Consider the following 17,532-nt stretch of genomic DNA (forward strand, 5'->3'; position numbering starts at 1 on the left):
GGGAGAGGTCGACGGCGAAGCCGGCGGGTGAGGGGGCCCTTTACGAATAGACTGGGCCCCCTCACCCGGCCTGCGGCCGACCTCTCCCCCAAGGGAGAGGTCTCGCTGCGCTCGTCACCCCCACCCAGCCTCCCCCTGAAAAAGGGGGAGGGGCCTATCGTGTGTGTCGCGAGGACCGCGGACCACCGGCCACTCCTCCCCTTTGACGAGGGAGGGAGCTGATCGCGTTCAGTCGCAATCATCCGCTCTGGTGGCAAATTCGCACACATCGGTGTGGGTATCGGGCTTGAGCAGGCTCGCCATGTCGACCAGGCGGATGAATTCGGCGCGGTAGCCGCCATCGTCTTCGCCACGCCCGGCCTTGGCCAGCGCTTCCACCTTGTTCCAGCTCATCGCCGTGCCATAGGCGCTGCCCTTCAGTTTTTGCCCGAAGGCAGCGACGGCGGCCGCGAACTGGGCGTCGACACCGGCATCGGCAATGTCGCCATAGGCCAGGTCGGGCGTTACCTTCACTTCGATCAGCTGGCTGATTTCGCTCTCGGGCAGCTTGTAGCGCATCTTGAGGAAGGCGATGTCGGTGCTGTCGCCGACACTGGTCGAGGACCCGAAGCGCAACGGATCGACCAGTTCGCCGCCCGAACCCACAGGCGTGATCTCATACAGCGCGGTGACCGTCGTCCCGGCCCCGACATCGCCGGCATCGACCGCGTCATTGTTGAAATCCTCGCGATTGAGATGGCGGGTTTCGTAGCCGATGAGCCGGTATTCAGCCACCACGGCCGGGTTGAACTCGACCTGGACCTTCACGTCCTTGGCGATGGTGTGGAGCGTACCGCCGATCTCCTCGACCAGCACTTTGCGCGCCTCGGCAAAGTTCGAAATGTAGCTGGCATTGCCATTCCCGTTCTGGGCCAGGGCCTGCATGGTGGCGTCGTCGAGATTGCCTCGCCCGAAGCCGAGCACCGAGAGGCCGACGCCGCTGGCGCGCTTGTCGGCAATGAAATCCTTGAGCCTTTCCGGGTCGTCGATGCCGACATTGAAATCGCCATCCGTAGCGAGGATGACGCGATTGGTACCACCCTCGATCCGGGCATCCTCGGCCAGCCGATAGGCCAGCTCGATCCCTTCGGCGCCGGCCGTCGACCCACCCGCATAGAGCTGGTCCAGCGCTGCCATGATCTCAGCCTTGTTGTCTGCCGAAGTCGGCTTCAGCGCCACGCCGGCCGAGCCGGCATAGGTGACGATGGAAACCGTATCATTGGCCGAAAGCTGCTCCAGCAGCAGGCCGAAGGCCCGCTTCAGCAGCGGCAGCTTGTCGGCCTCGTCCATCGACCCGGACGTGTCGATGAGAAAGACCAGATTGCTCCGCATATCGGCGACCGGGGGCTCAAAACCCCTGATGCCGATGTGGAGGAGCTGCGTCGTGGGGTTCCACGGCGTCGGATAGACCATCACCGTCGGCCTGAACGGCACCTTGGCGCTCTCGGCCGCGGGATAATCATAGGGGAAATAGTTGATCAACTCCTCGATGCGCACGGCGTCGCGCTCGGGCACATAGCCGTCCTCCAGCAGGCGGCGGGTATAGGCATAGCTCGCCGTATCGACATCGAGCGAGAAGGTCGAGACCGGCTCCTCGGCGGCGACTTTCAGCCGCTGTTCGTCAAAACTGGTGAACGCGTCGCCGCTGGGCTGCGTCGACTGCGAGGGCAGCAGCATGTCGGCGGCGCTTTCCGCCGCCATGCCGCCAGTGGGCGCTGCGAAGGAGGTCGCCGGCGCCGGCATGGCGACGGATTTGGGCGCAGCCACTGCGCGGCCCACTTCGCTTTCGGAAAGCACCATGGGTTCGGGCGCCGGCGGGGGGGCGACATTGTCGGCCACGACCATATCGGCATCGACAGGCGCTTCCTCGCGCTGGGCGACAACTGGCGCTTCGGCCTCTGCAACCGCCATTTCGGCCGGCTGGCTGACCTGCGGCGCGACGGGCGCGGTCTGGGTCAGCGACGTCGAGGAATAAAGCTGCCAGCCGAGCGGCAGCACCAGCAGGGCAATGGCGGCGGTGCCAACGGGGATGCGCAAGTCCATGATCGAAATCCCTTTCAAGGAAGTGATGATGGACATGAGACGCCGGAACAGGGATTTTCCTTGGGAGGCGGCAGCGGCTTTTTGGGCCTCGGCTTCAAACGCCGCGCGAGCGGCCGCCATGGCGCGTTCGCGCGCCGCCTGACGCGGCGGCGGCACGGCGCCGGATTTCAGATTGGTGAATGGATCGTGGTCTTCGGGAAAGCTCATAGCAGCCCCCTCAATGTCTTGCGGGCTTCGAACACGTGATAGGAAACGGTCGCTTCCTTGATGCCCATGATGGTGGCGGCTTCGGCGTGGCTCAGCTCTTCGGCATAGACCAGCAGCACCGCATCGCGCTGTTTTTCAGGAAGGCTGCGCACCGCGGCCCACAGTTCGCAGGCGGTGGCGACCGCCTCCTGTTCCGCCTCGGCCTCTGTGGGGCTGAGATCGGCAAAGGCGTCGTGGTTTCGTCCCCGGCGAGCCCCTGCCCTTTGCCAGTCCCGGACGGCATTGAGCGTGATGCGATAGACCCAGCTCGAAAAGGCGCTGCGCCCGTCGAAACCGGAGAGCCCCTGTCCGATCTTGACGCAGACCTCCTGGGCAATGTCCTCGGCATCGTCGCGACGGCCGCACCAGCGCCAGGCGATGCGATAGATCCGGTCGTAATGAGCCTCGATCAGCGCCGCAAAGGCAGCCCTGTCGCCGCCCCGCGCGCGCGCAACCAGCGCGCTTGCAGGCGCTTCGATCGCATCTGGTGGGGGTGCGGCGGTCAGTCCCATCATCTGTGCATGCACGTCCTGCCTCTCCGGTCTATTGTAGAGACTAAGACGAAGGGAATGCGCCAGTCCTTTGGCGCGTCCGCAACAATTTTTGCATGAGATAGTATCTGAAAGGTCCCGCCATGTCGGATGCACCGAAAACCGGCCCCTTCGGGCTCAACCCCATCCGCATCATGATCCTCGCCATGGGCGCGCTGGTGCTGCTGATTTCCATCGGCATGTTCCTGGGCGGCCCCAACGCCTATCAGGCGCTCAAGGAAGCCAATGCGGCGGCGACCCAGCCCACGGCGGAGCAATTGAGCGGAGAGTAGGCGAAGCCACCTCTCCCTCTGGGGGAGAGGCCGACGCGAAGCGGCGGGTGAGGGGGCCTTGTCGCAGGCATTGAGCGATAGGCCCCCTCACCCGGCTTGCAAGCAAGCCGACCTCTCCCCCAAAGGGAGAGGTGAAGGCCCTGCGGGACGGCTCTATGCCACCAGCGCCTGCGGCACGGCTTCGGCAATGAAGCCGCCGCCCAGGACTTCGCTCATTTCGCTGTCATCGGCATAGAAGACGCAGGCCTGGCCCGGCGAGATGCCGTATTCGCCGCTCATCAGCGTCACATAGACACCATCGCCGCGGGTCTGGATCACCGCCGGCTGCGGGCCGCGGGTCGAGCGGACCTTGACCTCCACCGGCGCCCCATTGCCCGCCGATGCCTCGGCCAGCGGCGTTCCGCCCAGCCAGTTGACGTCGCGCAGGCGCACCGTGTGGGTCTTGAGGGCCTCGCGCGGGCCAACAATGACCCGCATGGTCCGGTGATCGAGCTTGACCACATAGAGCGGTTCGCCCGCGGCAACGCCCAGGCCCTTGCGCTGGCCGATCGTGTAATGGACGATGCCCTCATGCTCGCCCAGCACGCGGCCATCGAGATGGACGATCTCGCCCTTGCTGAGCGCCTCGGGATGCATCCTGGCGATGATGTCGGCATACTTGCCCTGCGGCACGAAGCAGATGTCCTGGCTGTCGTGCTTTTCGGCGATTTCGAGACCCATGTCGCGCGCATGCTGGCGCACCTCGGCCTTGCCCATGCCGCCGAGCGGAAAGCGCAGGAAATCGAGCTGGCTCTGCGTGGTGGCAAACAGGAAATAGGACTGGTCGCGGTCATTGTCGACCGGGCGGTAGAGGTGCCGCCTGCCATCCTCGCCCAGCTTCGTCTGCACATAGTGTCCGGTCGCCAGCACATCGGCGCCCAGGTCCTGTGCCACGGTCATCAGATCGACAAACTTGACCGACTGGTTGCAGGCAATGCAGGGCACCGGCGTCTCGCCCTGCTGATAGGCATTGGCGAAGGGCTCGATGACGGCGTTCTTGAAGCGCTCTTCGTAATCGAGCACGTAATGGGGGATGCCGAGCTTGGCCGCGACGCGGCGTGCGTCGTGGATGTCCTGCCCGGCACAGCACGCGCCCTTGCGATGAATGGCTTCGCCATGGTCGTAAAGCTGCAGGGTGACCCCCACGACTTCATAGCCCTCGCGGGCGAGCAATCCGGCGACAACGGAGGAATCCACGCCCCCGGACATGGCGACGACGACGCGCGTGTCCTCCGGGCGCTTGGCAATATCAAGCGAGTTCAGCATCTCTTCTCGTATCCGGTTGGGGTCAAGGGCCAGCGGCTACTCTGTGGCGCTTCCATACGCAAAAGCGCCTGCTCTGTCCATGGACCCACCCGGCAGCTTTTGCCGCCTGCCCGGCAGGACTGACCCCGAGCCAGAGGGCCTGGATGCGCCAGGGGGTCGGCAAGCCACTGAAAATAAGAAGATTTTGGAAATATCGCGAACTGGCAAGGTGCTTGCATCGCATTGGCTGGATGAGTGTTTGTTCAGGGGCGCCCAAGTGGCTTCACATCTGACGGTAATCAGCGGAACGGGCGGCGCCAGCGCCTTGAGCCGGACATTTGGCGGTCAGCAGGCGGGCGCACAGGACGCGACCAGCGAGCCGGGCGGCCTGCTCGGTCTCTTTGCGGCCTTGCTCGGCAATGCGACCGCGGCCCCCACCGCGACCGCACCCGCCATCGCTGCCGATCCCGAGCTGGATCTGGCAGGCCTGTTCCGCCTGGGCCTCGACAGCAATTTTGGCGAAGCCGCCGACGACGAGACCACCGACCCCGAGGCGCTGGCAGTCGCCATTGACAGTCCGGTTCTGCCGGCCATTCCGGCCGAGCCCAAGCCCATGGTCGATTTCGTCGAGGCTTTGGGCGCGCTCAAGGCCAGCCTCGACAAGGGCGAACCGCTCGACCCGGAACTGATCAAGCAGGTCGAGACGGCACTTGGTGGCCTTGCCGAGGCGCTGGGGCTCGACATCGAGACCCTGGCCATCCCCGAGGATTTTGCCGCCCTGCTGGAAACCACCAGCGCCGACGAAACGGGCCTTGCCGGAGCGCTGACCCAGCTGCTGGCGCCGCTGGCCCAGTCGCTCGCCACCGCGCAGCCGGCGACCGGCACCGATGCCACGATCCAGGCGCCGGCCGTCGATGCCCAGCTCAAGGCGCTGGGCGACAAGCTCGCCGCCCTGCTCTCGGCGCTGGAAGACGGACAGGTTCCGGCCGACAAGCTGGCGGCCCTGGGCATGACGCCGGGCCAGCCGCTCGATGCCGAAATCGAAGCGGCGCTCGGCCGCTTTGCCGCGGGGATCACCAATCAGCCCGTCGCCGTGCCCGAAGAACCGGTGCTGGCGACCCCGACGCTCAAGGTGACCGAACCGGTGCTTGCCGGAAACCTGACCGAAGCGACAGAGACCGCCGACACGACTGAGCGGCCCCAGACGGCCGCTGCTCCAGCCAGGCCGACCGAACCGGCGTCTGACCAGAGCGCCGGGCGGCAGGGTGAGGATCGCGGCCGCGAACGGCCCGAGCCGGCACGCGATGCACGGCCCGGTTTTGCCGCCGCCCCGGCCCCGACCGATGCCTCCAACACCCCCGCGCCATCCGCCGACGCGACGACCCAGCAGGCGCAGAGCGCCCGCGTCGATGCCGCTGCCAATCCGCGCATCATCCAGGCCGGCTACCAGACCAGCCAGCAGCAACTCAACCTGCCGCAGATCGCCTTTGAGCTGGCTCGCCAGGTGCAGGACGGCAATACCCGCTTCCAGATCCGTCTCGACCCGCCCGAACTGGGCCGCATCGACGTGCGTCTCGAGATCGACCAGGCCGGCCAGGTCAATGCCCGCCTCGTCGTCGAAAAGGCCGAAACCCTCGACCTTATGCAGCGCGACCAGCGCGGGCTGGAACGGGCCCTGCAGCAGGCGGGGCTCGACGGCGCCAAGACCAATCTCGAATTCTCGCTCAGGCAGAACCCGTTTGCCGGCCAGCAGGGGCAGATGGGCGAGGGCAAGGGACAGGGCGGCGGCGAGGCCGGCGCATCGGCCAATGACAATGGCGCGGCCGAGGTCGAGCAGGCGCCCCCCATGGTCAATCTCTATCGTGGCGCGCTGCAGGCCAGCGGCGTCAACATCATCGCGTAAGGAGTAGGTGTCATGGCAGTCGATGGCGTCAACGCAGCCAGTTCAGCAGCGACCAAGAACGCGGCCTCGCGCCAGACCATTGCGGACAATTTCGACACCTTCCTGTCGATCCTGACGACGCAGCTCAAGAACCAGAATCCGCTCGATCCGCTCGACACCAACCAGTTCACCCAGCAGCTGGTGCAGTTCACTGGCGTCGAGCAGCAATTGAAGACCAATGAATTCCTCGAGGCACTGCTGCTCAACACCCAGAGCACGGCGCGCTCCGACGCGGTCTCCTATATCGGCAAGGAAGTGACGGCCTCGGGCGAGACAGCCGAACTCAAGGATGGCGGCGCCTATTGGGCCTACAATGCCGAGGCCAATGTGGCCAATGCCACGGTGACCATCAAGAATTCGGCCGGCCAGGTGGTCTATACCGAAACCGGCTCGCTCAATAAGGGCCCCGGCAATTTCCTCTGGGACGGCGTAGGCTCGGATGGCAGCACCAAGCCCGATGGCGTCTATACGATCGAGATCAAGGGCACCAACCTGGCGGGCAATACGGTGAAGGTCTCCACCTCCTCGGTGGGCATTGTCACCGCCGTGGACTTCTCCGGCTCCGAGCCCATGCTGACCATCGGCAAGAACAAGGTGGCCCTGTCCGACGTCACCAGCATCCGCCAGGTGGTCGAGGCGACCCCGCCGCCTGCCGAGGAGCCCGACGAAGAAGAGCCGGAGACCACCACCTGAGCGGATCGACCCATCCGATACCAAAGGCGGCCAAGCAGGGCCGCCTTTTCGCATTTTGCAACACTCAATTGATTGAAACGACTGACGTTTCTTAACCTGTTGTAAGTTTCCCCTTAGGGGTATTTTAAACCAACTCCTCTACTCTCGGATCATATGGTCAGGTTTGAGTAGAGAGTAAAATGACCGTACAGATGCGTCCTCGCGTGAAGTACGTGATTGGTCCAGACGGCAGCCCGCTCACCATAGCGGACCTCCCGCCTGCCAATACGAGACGGTGGGTTATCCGCCGCAAGGCCGAAGTGGTCGCCGCCGTGCGCGGAGGCCTTTTGAGCCTTGAAGAAGCCTGTGAGCGTTACACGCTCAGCGTTGATGAATTCCTCAACTGGCAGGCCGCCATCGACAAGCATGGCCTTGCTGGTCTGCGGACCACCTGGATTCAGCACTATAGAGAGGGATGATCTTCGGATCACTTTCGAGGCCCTAGTGGCCGGCCAGGTGCAAGGCCACAAGAACCGACCCGCCGGATCGCTCCGGCGGGTCTTTGTTTGCTGTCAGGGCGTCGCTGCGCTCATCCAGCGGGCGCCCGCCTCCCGCGCCATCAGCCGCTGGTAATAGGCCTCGACCGCAGGCATGGCCTTCTTTTCGGCCGGCAGGCAGAACCAGCGATGGATGGAGAGGCCCATGGCGATGTCGGCAATGGAGAAGGCTTCACCGGCCAGGTAGGTCTTTCCCTTGGCCAGTTCGGCCTCGATTATGTCCATGCGCGCGGTCCAGCGGACCAGGGATTCCGAAATCCGGTCCGGCTGGTCGTAGCCCGGCACTTTACGCTGCAGGGCCAGCACCGCGTACATCCAGGATGGATTGAGGTCCGACACCTGCCAACCCAGCCATTGCAGGACAATCGCGCGTATGCGGATGTCGTCCGAGAGCAGCACCCCCATGCCAAACTTCTCGGCCAGGTAGACGAGGATGGCATTGCTTTCCCACATGGAAAAATCGCCGTCGATCAGCACCGGCACCTGCCCGTTGGGATTGAGCGCAAGGAATTCCGGCACTTTCGGGTCGCGGATCGGCAGTCCCCAGTCCTCCCGGTCATAGGCCAGGCCCAGTTCGTCCAGCGCCCAGAGCACCTTGCGGACATTGATGGAGGTCACCCGACCCAGAACGCGCAGCATGACAATTCACTCCTTGTTAACGGAACCCGGCAGTTCTTGCCTAAAATCGCAAGCTGCAACAGCCGGTTAATACATTGTTTACCATCCGGTAGGTAATTTTTGCCCATCGGTCCTGGGGGCACCATCGACCGCATCATTTGGACCAGAGTGGCGGCGTGGAAAGTCTAACCAATCTTATCAACCGGATCGGCCTGCCGCGCCTGGCAGCGATGGCCATGGTTGCCGTGCTGATGCTGGGCTTTTTCGCCTTCCTGATCACGCGCAGCCAGACCCCGAACCTGGCTCCGCTCTATTCCGGTCTCAGTCTCGAAGATTCCTCCGCCATCGTCACCGAGCTGCAAACCCTTAGCATTCCCTACGAATTGCGTGGTGACGGCGACACGATCCTGATCCCGCGCGACCAGATCACCACCACCCGCATGTCGCTGGCCAGCGAAGGCCTGCCGACCCGCGGTCAGGTCGGCTACGAGATTTTCGACCAGCAGTCGACGCTGGGCGCGACCAGCTTCGTGCAGAATATCAACAATGTGCGCGCCCTCGAAGGCGAGCTGGCCCGCACCATCGGCTCGCTGACCCGAATCACCGGCGCCCGCGTCCATCTGGTGCTGCCCGAGCGCGAACTGTTCCGCCGCGAGCGCAAGGACCCCTCGGCCTCCATCGTCCTGACCACGCGCGGCGAACTGTCCTCGGGCGAAATCCGCGCTATCCAGCATCTGGTCGCCTCGGCCATCGAAGGCCTCACGCCCAGCCGCGTGTCCATTGTCGATGACCAGGGGAACCTGCTCGCCTCCGGTACCGGCGAGGATACTGCCGGGGTGATGAGCGGCCAGAATGACGAGCGCACGCTCGGCTACGAAAACCGCCTGCGCACCCGTGTCGAGGACATGCTGGCCAATATTGTCGGCGCCGGCCGCGCCCGTGTCGAGGTCGCCGCCGAGCTCGACTTCAACCGCTCGACGACCACGCAGGAAAGCTTCGACCCGGAAAGCCAGGTCGTTCGCTCCACCCAGACGCGCGAAAGCGAAAACCTCTCGGGTGGCAATAATGGCCAGGTCACCGTCGCCAACGAACTGCCCGGCGCCAGCCAGAACAATGGTGCGGGTGGCGTGTCCGAACAGGGCACCTCGACCGAGGAAGTCATCAATTACGAGATTTCCAAGACCACCCAGACCAATGTCACCGAAGCCGGCACGCTCAAGCGCCTGTCGGTGGCCGTCGTGGTCGATGGTACCTATGCCGACGACGGCGCGGGCAACCAGACCTATACACCGCGCTCCGCGGACGAAGTCGCCCAGATCCTCACCCTGGTCCGCTCGGCCGTTGGCTACTCGGCCGAACGCGGCGACAGCGTCGAAGTCGTCAACATGCAGTTTGCCGAACGTCCCGAACTCGCCCCGCTGGGCACCGAGGCAGCGGGTGGCCTGCTCGACTTCACCCGGGACGACTTGATGAACGGCGCCGAAATGGCCGTCACCCTGCTGATCGCCCTGGCGCTGGTCTTCTTCGTGATGCGTCCGCTGATCAAGAAGGCCCTGACCCCTGAAACAACGCCTCTCGCCCTGCCCGTGGCCGCCGAACTCGGTCATCATGGCGTGCTGGGCGCCGATGGCATCGTCGTCGCCGACCAGGAAGAGCTGGAGCCCCGCGACAAGACCCCGGCCTGGGTGACCAATGCCAAGTCCATGGGTGAGACCCAGCTCCAGACCCTCAAGACGGTCGGCACGCTGGTCGAAGAAAACCCCCGCCAGGCCGCACTCATCGTGCGCGACTGGCTGGGTAACGCGGCGTAGCACCCATGGCCCTGGTTTCCCAATCCAACGACGAAAACGGCATCCCGGCAACGGTGGGCGCGCAGCTGCAGGTGGGCGGCGAGCAGCGCCTGCTGACGGGCGACGAAAAGGCGGCAGCCCTGTTGCTGGCGCTCGGCCCAGACTATGGCAAGCCGATCTTCGACGAGCTCGACGAACTCGAGGTCAAGCAGCTCTCCCGCGCCATGGTGCGGCTGGGGCCGATCACCCAGGAAATGCTCGATGACCTGATGATCGAGTTCGTGACCACCATTTCGTCCAATGGCTCGCTCTCGGGCAATACCGATAGCACCGAACGCCTTCTCCTGAGCTTCCTGCCGCAGGACAAGGTCGACGCGATCATGGAAGAAATCCGTGGTCCGGCCGGCCGCAACATGTGGGAGAAGCTCTCCAACGTGCAGGCCGACGTGCTGGCGGCCTATCTCAAGAACGAATATCCCCAGACCATTGCCGTGGTGCTTTCCAAGATTGCCACCGAGCACGCCTCGAAGGTGCTCGCCGTGCTGCCCGAGGAACTGGCCATGGACGTTGTCGGCCGCATGCTCGGCCTCGATCCGGTGCAGAAGGAAATTCTCGAAAAGATCGAGATGACGCTGCGCACCGAATTCATGTCGACGCTCAACCACACCAAGCGTCGCGACAGCCACGAACAGATGGCCGAAATCTTCAATTCCTTCGATCGCCAGACCGAAGCACGTTTCATCACCAATCTTGAGGAAGCCAACCGCGACGATGCCGAGCGCATCAAGCAGCTGATGTTCACCTTCGAGGATCTGGCCAAGCTCGACATGTCGGCGATCCAGACGCTGCTGTCGAAGCTCGACAAGCGCGACCTGGCCCTGGCGCTCAAGGGCGCCAATGACCAGGTCAAGGACAGCTTCTTCAAAAACATGTCCAGCCGTGCCGCCAAGATGTTGCAGGATGATATGGCCGGCATGGGCCCGGTGCGCTTGAAGGATGTGGACGAGGCCCAGACCCGCATGGTTGCCACGGCCAAGGATCTCGCCGCCAAGGGCGACATCATCATCCTCAAGACCAAGTCCGACGACCAGATGATTGCGTAACGCCATGGCCAGCCCCGCCCGCTACACTTTCGATCTGAACCTGGAACCCCGGCCCATGCACCGCGCGCCCGAAGCGCCGCCGGTCATCCCCTCGATCCCCGAGGATGTGGTCGCCCAGCTGATTGCCAATGCCCGCGAGGAAGCCTATGCGGAGGGGCTCAAGGCCGGCGAACAGAATGCTGCATCCATGGCCGCCCAGACCATTGCCGCCGCCGCCGGAAGCCTCGCCACGCAATCGGCGCGCATGTCGGCGGCTCTCGACGAGGCCCGCATTGCCGACCATCAACAGGCCGTCGACCTGGCACTGAATGTCGGCCGCAAGCTCGCGCTGCATCTGGTGGCCCGGTACCCGCTTGGCGAACTGGAGGCGCTGGTCGCCGAATGCCTTCCCAGCCTTTCCGGCGTGCCGCACCTGGTCATCCGCTGCCACCCCGATCTGGCCGACGCCATCCGCGACACCGCCACGGCGCAGATGGCGCATGCCGGCTTTGCCGGCCGGCTCGTCGTCATGGGTGATCCCGAAATCCGCCTCGGCGATGGCCGGCTTGAATGGGTCGATGGCGGGCTGGTGCGCGACATCGCCGACATCTCCCGCCAGATCGACCAGCAGATTGCCACTTATCTCGCGTCCCGCTCACGCGGGCAGCACAAGGAGAACGGTTCATGACCGATCCTCAAGACGACATCACCGCTTCCGAGAGCTTCAATCTCAGCGAGATGGATGCACCCGAGCGCGACCAGCGAAGCCAGGGCTATGTCGAGCGGACCGCCGCCGACCTCGAAGCGGTGTTCGACGTTCCTGTCCGCGTCTCCGTCGTGCTGGGACGCACCAAGATGCCGGTTTCCAGCCTCCTCAAGCTCGATACCGGTACGGTGATCGAACTCGACCGCCAGGTCGGCGAGGCCGTCGAGATCTTCATCAACGATCGTCTCGTTGCCCGTGGCGAAATCGTGCTGGTCGAAGACCGGCTCGGCGTCACCATGACCGAAATCATCAAGCCGCAATAAGGGGGAGACGATCATGCGCCTGCTCATCATCGGGGCCCTCGAGGGCCAGCTCTCCACCGCAACCAAGATGGCCATGGATGGCGGCGCCAAGGTCGCCCACGCCCCCTCCATCGAAATCGCGCTCGCCTCGCTGCGCTCGGGCAAGGGCGCGGACCTGCTGCTGGTCGACGTCATGATGGACATTGCCGGGCTGATCGCCGGTCTTGAAGCCGAGCGCATTGCCGTGCCGGTGGTCGCCTGTGGCGTCGAGACCAATGCAGCCGCCGCCGTCAACGCCATCCGCGCCGGCGCCAAGGAATATATCCCCCTGCCCCCCGATGCCGAGCTGATTGCCGCCGTCATCGCCGCCGTGGCCCGCGAAAGCTCGGATTTCCTCTATCGCGACCCGGCCATGGAGCGCGTCGTGCGCATGGCCGAGCAGATTGCCGGCTCGGAAGCCTCGATCCTCATCACCGGCGAAAGCGGCACCGGCAAGGAAGTCGTCGCCAAATATGTCCATGCGCGGAGTAAGCGCGCCGGCAAGCCGTTCATCTCGGTCAACTGCGCCGCCATTCCCGAAGCGCTGCTTGAAAGCGAGCTGTTCGGCCATGAAAAGGGTGCCTTTACCGGCGCCATTGCCCGCCGCATCGGCAAGTTCGAGGAAGCCTCGGGCGGAACGCTGCTGCTCGACGAAATCTCCGAAATGGATGTGCGTCTGCAGGCCAAGCTCTTGCGCGCCATCCAGGAGCGCGTCATCGACCGTGTTGGCGGCACCAAGCCGGTACCGGTGGATATCCGCATCCTCGCCACCTCCAACCGCAACCTGACGGAAGCGGTGCGCGAAGGCAGCTTCCGCGAAGACCTGCTGTTCCGCCTCAACGTGGTCAATCTCAAGCTCCCGGCCCTGCGCGACCGCCCCGGCGACGTCGTGGCGCTCTCCGAACACTTCGTGGCCAAATATGCCAAGGCCAACGGTCTGCCGCCGCGCAGCCTTTCTGCCGAGGCGCGCGAGGCTCTCGTCAAGGCGCCCTGGCCGGGCAATGTCCGCGAACTGGAAAACACGCTGCATCGCGCCGTGCTGCTGTCTTCAGGCGATGTCATCGGCCCCGAGGCCATCGTCCTGCCCGACGGCATGGGCCTGGCCGAAGCGGCCCGCGCCGCCTCGCCCGCTGCCCAGCTGGCCCAGACTGCCGAGGCGATGAACCGGGCTCTCGTTGGCCGCACCGTCGCCGATGTGGAACGCGACCTCATCCTCGACACGCTCGATCACACGCTGGGCAACCGCACCCATGCAGCCAATATCCTGGGCATCTCCATCCGCACGCTGCGCAACAAGCTCAACCAATATGCCGACGAGGGCGTGCATGTGCCCGAACCCGGCGAAAAGCGCGGGGCGGCATAAGGTTCATGCACCTCAACACCACCGTGTCGTTCCGGCGTAGGCCGGAATCCAGATCCGCTACTCTCCGCGCCCTCAGGGTTAGCGGCGAGGCCCGCGTGTGGATCCCGGCCTTCGCCGGGATGACAACGGTGTTTGGGGAAACATCGTGACCGATATTCCATCAGGCAAAGGTTCAGGCTTCTCGCTCCCGTCCATCAAGACGGTGATCGATACGCTGCGCTCGGGCGACATTGCGCTGGCTACGGGCGTGATGGCGCTCATCGTCATCCTGATCGTGCCCATGCCGCCGCTGCTGGTGGACATGCTGCTGGCCATCTCCATCGTCTTCTCGGTCATGATCCTCATGACCTCGCTGTTCATCCAGAAGCCGCTGGAATTCTCGTCCTTCCCCACGGTGCTGCTGATCGCCACCATGCTGCGGCTGGGCCTCAACCTGGCCACCACCCGCCTGATCCTCTCCGAAGGCCATAACGGCACCGACGCGGCCGGTCACGTCATCGAGGCCTTCGGCGCCTTCGTCACCGCCGGCAATTTCGTCATCGGCATCGTGGTCTTCATCATCCTCGTGATCGTCAATTTCATCGTCATCACCAAGGGTTCTGGCCGTATCGCCGAGGTCGCCGCCCGCTTCAGCCTCGATGCCATGCCGGGCAAGCAGATGGCCATCGACGCCGACCTTTCGGCGGGCCTCATCGATGAGGACACCGCCAAGAAGCGCCGCGCCGAACTCGAAGGCGAAAGCGCCTTTTTCGGTAACATGGACGGTGCGTCCAAATTCGTGCGCGGCGACGCCATTGCCGGCCTCATCATCACCGGCATCAACGTCTCCGCCGGCATGCTGATCGGCATCATGCAGCAGGGCCTGTCCTTCCAGGAAGCGAGCAATGTCTACACGCTGCTGACCATCGGCGACGGCCTCGTGTCGCAAATCCCGGCGCTGATCGTCTCGACCGCCGCCGGTATCCTGGTGTCAAAGTCGGGCGTCGCCGGCGCTGCCGACAAGGCACTGACGGCCCAGTTCACCGGCTATCCGCGCGCCCTGGGCATGTCCTCGGCCGTGATGGGCGCCCTCGCCTTCCTGCCCGGCATGCCCTTCATTCCCTTCATGGCCCTGGCTGGCGGCATCGGCTATGTGGCCTGGCGTGCCGGCAGGACCAAGGCTGTCAAGCAGGTGGAGGAAAGGGCGGTTGAGGAGGCAAAGGCCACCCCGGCCCCGCAGGCCAGCGAGCCGCCCATCACCGACAGCCTCAAGATCGATGACCTGAAGCTCGAACTGGGCTATGGGCTCCTCAGCCTCGTCAAGGAAGACGCCAATGGCCAAGACCGCCTGACCGAACAGATCAAGGCGCTCCGCCGCCAGCTGGCGCTCGAACTCGGCTTTGTCATGCCCCCGGTGCGCATCCTCGACAACATGCAGCTCGAGCCCAACGACTATAAGGTCCGCATCAAGGAAGTCGAAGCCGGCTCGGGCCAGATCTATGCCAACCAGTTGATGGTCATGGACCCCTATGGCAACCCCATCGACCTGCCGGGCAATCACACCACCGAGCCGACCTTCGGCCTTCCGGCGACCTGGATCGAGCCGGCCCTTCGCGACGAGGCCGAGCTGCGCGGCCTCTCGATCATCGATCCGTCGACGGTGATTTCCACGCACCTGACCGAAGTGCTCAAGGCCAATGTCGCCGACCTTCTGAGCTATGCCAATGTGCAGAGCCTGCTCACAGGCCTGCCCAAGGATCAGCAGAAGCTGGTGGAGGACATTGTCCCCGGCCAGATCACCGTTTCCGGCCTGCAGCGCGTGCTGCAGTCGCTGCTGACCGAGCGCATCTCCATCCGCGACCTGTCTTCCATCCTCGAAGCCGTGGCCGAAATAGCCGGCAATGGACGGTCGGTACAGACCATTACCGAGCATGTACGCTCGCGCCTGGCGCGCCAGATCTGCGCTGCCAATGTCGGACCCGATGGCAACCTGCCCCTGCTGACCCTCTCGCCCCAGTGGGAGCGCGACTTTGCCGAGGCCATGGCCGGCGACGGCGACAACAGGCACCTGGCCATGGCGCCGAGCAAGCTGCAGCAGTTCATCGGCGCAGTGCAGTCGTCCTTTGAACGCGCCGCCCAGATGGGCGAATTGCCGGTGCTCATCACCTCGCCCGCAATCCGCCCGCATGTCCGCTCGATCATCGAGCGCTTCCGGCCCCAGACCGTGGTCATGAGCCAGAACGAGGTGCATCCGCGCATCCGGTTGAAGACCGTGGGCAGCGTCTAGGCGCTGAACCCGGCCCGGGACCACTGCGTTGTCCGGGCTCAAGGAGGACGCCATGTACAAGCCGCAAGGGTATACCAGCCTCTCGCCCTACCTGATCGTGGACGACGCCCAGGCGACGCTCGACTTCATAAAGGCGGTGTTCGATGTCGAACCGCACGCCACTCATCCCGGCCCGGATGGCAGCATTGCCCATGCCGAAGTGTGGATCGACGACACCATTCTGATGTTTGGCCAGTGGAAGGACAGCGGCGCCGTGGCGCATGTCCATGTCTATGTGCCCGATGTCCACGAAACCTTCGAGCGGGCCCGCCGGGCCGGCGGCACCTCCGTTCAGGAGCCGGTGCAAAAGGACGATCCCGATTTGAGAGGCGGCATCGTGGACCCTTCGGGCACGACCTGGTGGCTGTCTACCCGACAAGCCTAGTCCAGATAGACCGCATCATAGGCGGCCAGTTCCGCAGCATCCGGCGTCTGGAACAGGCCCACCCAGGACTCGATATCGTCAAGCGTAATGGGCGGGTTCTCTCTCCCTCGCGCGCGAATACGCTCCAGCATCACGTCGAGCGGCGCGGTCAGCCAATGGAGTTCGGTTAGAGCGCCCAGTGCCCTCGCCTCACTGGCCAGCCGCATGCGCTCGCCGCGCCCCCAGGTGCCCCATTCCACGATGACGCTCACCCCTGCGGCGAGGAATTGCCGGCTCAGTCGCCATTGCATGGTTTCGATGATGAAGCGCCTTTCCTCGTCCCAGAGGTCGAGCTTGAGCTCGCTCATCCAGGCGTCCGGCTCCATGCGCACGGCGCCGGTCTTTGCCTCCAGCATCGCAGCGCGCGTGGATTTTCCCACGCCCGGCAGGCCGGTGATGATGAACAGCGTGGCGCTCACCGCTCCGTCAGGGCCAGCTTGGCGCCCAGGGCCATGAAGGCCGCGGCAAAGCTGCGGCGCATCCACACCATGATTGCCGGGCGCGAGATGACATGTCCGCGAATAGCGGCTGCAAACAGGCCATAAAGGGCAAATACTGCAAACGTCATGGCCATGAACACGCCGCTCAACTCCAGCATCCGCGTGAGGGCCTGTGGCGTATCGGCCGGCACGAATTGCGGCAGGAAGGCGAAGAAGAAGATCGAAAGTTTGGGATTGAGGATGTTGATGAGGATGGATTCGCCAATCACCTTGCGCACGCTCTTCGGTGCACGCTCGGCTTCGACGCTCAATGAACCGGTCTCCCTGAGCGTCGACCACGCCATCCACAACAGGTAGGCCACCCCGGCATACTTGATGATTTCAAAGGCCAGCGCGCTCGCGTGCAGGATCGCGGCGAGGCCGGTGATGGCCGCCAGCATATGGGGCACGATGCCGAGCGTGCAGCCAAGGGCTGCCCACAGGCTGGCCTTCCCGCCACGACCAAGCCCGGCGGCAATGGTGTAAAGTGCGCCCACGCCGGGCGAAACAACGACAACAAGCGTGGTGATAAGGAATTCGATGCTCATCGTGACCTCCCGCCTCGCCAGGCACTATGCCCTGCCGAGGCGGGAAGCACCAGAGCGCTGGCTAGCTCAGCCGGCCCGGCACGACCGGCGGCAGGTCGAGGACGGAAGCCTCGGCAGAAGTATCCACCATCTCCTCCTCGGCCAGCTCCCGCTCGGCTTCGAACCAGAATTCCTGCTCGCGCCCCTCCGGCTGGCCGGCGCGATCCCAGAGCTGGAAGGCGCGGTCGCGGATCTTGTCTTCGTCGATCGTGTGCATTGTGGTCTCCTCCT

General features: G+C 64.4%; 18 protein-coding genes. 11 read left to right on the plus strand and 7 right to left on the minus strand.

The annotated features are described in order from the left end of the window. Positions 1 to 228: 228 nt before the first annotated feature. Together MQW79_RS09970 and MQW79_RS09975 are read right to left on the minus strand one after the other, a co-directional pair. Complete coding sequence (locus MQW79_RS09970; protein ID WP_476584341.1) at positions 229 to 2,289, minus strand: vWA domain-containing protein; 2,061 nt, start codon at positions 2,287 to 2,289, stop codon at positions 229 to 231. Next, positions 2,286 to 2,843, minus strand: coding sequence for an RNA polymerase sigma factor (locus MQW79_RS09975; protein ID WP_476584342.1), 558 nt, complete (start codon positions 2,841 to 2,843; stop codon positions 2,286 to 2,288). Before MQW79_RS09975 ends, MQW79_RS09970 begins: the two co-directional genes overlap by 4 nt. Before the next feature lie 119 nt (positions 2,844 to 2,962). Between MQW79_RS09975 and MQW79_RS09980 the strand changes: the two genes are divergently transcribed. Next, on the plus strand, positions 2,963 to 3,151 hold the full coding sequence (locus tag MQW79_RS09980) for a hypothetical protein (protein ID WP_476584343.1): 189 nt from the start codon (positions 2,963 to 2,965) through the stop codon (positions 3,149 to 3,151). A 153-nt stretch (positions 3,152 to 3,304) separates the two neighbouring features. On the opposite strand, the gene mnmA is transcribed toward MQW79_RS09980, so the two are convergent. Continuing rightward, positions 3,305 to 4,453, minus strand: a complete 1,149-nt coding sequence (mnmA, locus tag MQW79_RS09985; protein ID WP_476588211.1) for a tRNA 2-thiouridine(34) synthase MnmA — start codon at positions 4,451 to 4,453, stop codon at positions 3,305 to 3,307. A gap of 259 nt (positions 4,454 to 4,712) precedes the next feature. Between mnmA and MQW79_RS09990 the strand changes: the two genes are divergently transcribed. The 3 genes from MQW79_RS09990 to sciP all read left to right on the plus strand — a co-directional run bounded on the left by MQW79_RS09990 (position 4,713) and on the right by sciP (position 7,528). Then, positions 4,713 to 6,338: a flagellar hook-length control protein FliK gene (locus MQW79_RS09990; protein WP_476584344.1), complete on the plus strand. Its 1,626-nt coding sequence runs from the start codon at positions 4,713 to 4,715 to the stop codon at positions 6,336 to 6,338. A 12-nt stretch (positions 6,339 to 6,350) separates the two neighbouring features. Next, positions 6,351 to 7,070: a flagellar hook assembly protein FlgD gene (locus tag MQW79_RS09995; RefSeq protein WP_476584345.1), complete on the plus strand. Its 720-nt coding sequence runs from the start codon at positions 6,351 to 6,353 to the stop codon at positions 7,068 to 7,070. 179 nt (positions 7,071 to 7,249) lie between these two features. Continuing rightward, positions 7,250 to 7,528, plus strand: a complete 279-nt coding sequence (gene sciP, locus MQW79_RS10000; RefSeq protein ID WP_035085775.1) for a CtrA inhibitor SciP — start codon at positions 7,250 to 7,252, stop codon at positions 7,526 to 7,528. 93 nt (positions 7,529 to 7,621) lie between these two features. On the opposite strand, the gene MQW79_RS10005 is transcribed toward sciP, so the two are convergent. After that, entirely contained in the window at positions 7,622 to 8,245 is a 624-nt protein-coding gene (locus MQW79_RS10005; RefSeq protein WP_476584346.1) for a glutathione S-transferase family protein, read from the minus strand. Positions 8,246 to 8,400: 155 nt separating this feature from the next. Here MQW79_RS10005 and fliF point away from each other — a divergent pair, with 155 nt between their 5' ends. The 7 genes from fliF to MQW79_RS10040 all read left to right on the plus strand — a co-directional run bounded on the left by fliF (position 8,401) and on the right by MQW79_RS10040 (position 16,196). Next, complete coding sequence (gene fliF / locus MQW79_RS10010; protein ID WP_476584347.1) at positions 8,401 to 10,035, plus strand: flagellar basal-body MS-ring/collar protein FliF; 1,635 nt, start codon at positions 8,401 to 8,403, stop codon at positions 10,033 to 10,035. Between the two features lie 5 nt (positions 10,036 to 10,040). Then, a complete protein-coding gene (gene fliG, locus MQW79_RS10015; RefSeq protein ID WP_476584348.1) occupies positions 10,041 to 11,117 on the plus strand; it encodes a flagellar motor switch protein FliG in 1,077 nt (358 codons plus the stop codon). Between the two features lie 4 nt (positions 11,118 to 11,121). After that, positions 11,122 to 11,784, plus strand: a complete 663-nt coding sequence (locus MQW79_RS10020; RefSeq protein WP_476584349.1) for a FliH/SctL family protein — start codon at positions 11,122 to 11,124, stop codon at positions 11,782 to 11,784. Between the two features lie 50 nt (positions 11,785 to 11,834). Then, positions 11,835 to 12,125, plus strand: a complete 291-nt coding sequence (fliN, locus tag MQW79_RS10025) for a flagellar motor switch protein FliN (RefSeq protein WP_476588212.1) — start codon at positions 11,835 to 11,837, stop codon at positions 12,123 to 12,125. Between the two features lie 13 nt (positions 12,126 to 12,138). After that, positions 12,139 to 13,506: a sigma-54-dependent transcriptional regulator FlbD gene (flbD, locus tag MQW79_RS10030; protein ID WP_476584350.1), complete on the plus strand. Its 1,368-nt coding sequence runs from the start codon at positions 12,139 to 12,141 to the stop codon at positions 13,504 to 13,506. Positions 13,507 to 13,651: 145 nt separating this feature from the next. Continuing rightward, entirely contained in the window at positions 13,652 to 15,772 is a 2,121-nt protein-coding gene (gene flhA / locus MQW79_RS10035; RefSeq protein ID WP_476584351.1) for a flagellar biosynthesis protein FlhA, read from the plus strand. A 52-nt stretch (positions 15,773 to 15,824) separates the two neighbouring features. Then, positions 15,825 to 16,196 carry a VOC family protein gene (locus MQW79_RS10040; RefSeq protein ID WP_476584352.1) on the plus strand — a complete coding sequence of 124 codons (372 nt, stop codon included), beginning with the start codon at positions 15,825 to 15,827 and terminating at the stop codon, positions 16,194 to 16,196. Here the strand turns inward: MQW79_RS10040 and MQW79_RS10045 are convergent. The 3 genes from MQW79_RS10045 to MQW79_RS10055 form a co-directional block, all read right to left on the minus strand. After that, entirely contained in the window at positions 16,193 to 16,654 is a 462-nt protein-coding gene (locus MQW79_RS10045; protein ID WP_476584353.1) for a P-loop nucleotide/nucleoside kinase family protein, read from the minus strand. The two genes, MQW79_RS10040 and MQW79_RS10045, sit on opposite strands and share 4 nt — an antisense overlap. Then, positions 16,651 to 17,262 carry a LysE family translocator gene (locus MQW79_RS10050; RefSeq protein ID WP_476584354.1) on the minus strand — a complete coding sequence of 204 codons (612 nt, stop codon included), beginning with the start codon at positions 17,260 to 17,262 and terminating at the stop codon, positions 16,651 to 16,653. The genes MQW79_RS10045 and MQW79_RS10050 overlap by 4 nt, the downstream gene beginning before the upstream one ends. Positions 17,263 to 17,323: 61 nt before the next feature. Continuing rightward, on the minus strand, positions 17,324 to 17,518 hold the full coding sequence (locus MQW79_RS10055) for a DUF2934 domain-containing protein (RefSeq protein WP_476584355.1): 195 nt from the start codon (positions 17,516 to 17,518) through the stop codon (positions 17,324 to 17,326). Between the last annotated feature and the right edge of the window lie 14 nt (positions 17,519 to 17,532).

The sequence above is a fragment of the Devosia sp. Micro-HW1 genome (assembly GCF_056341075.1).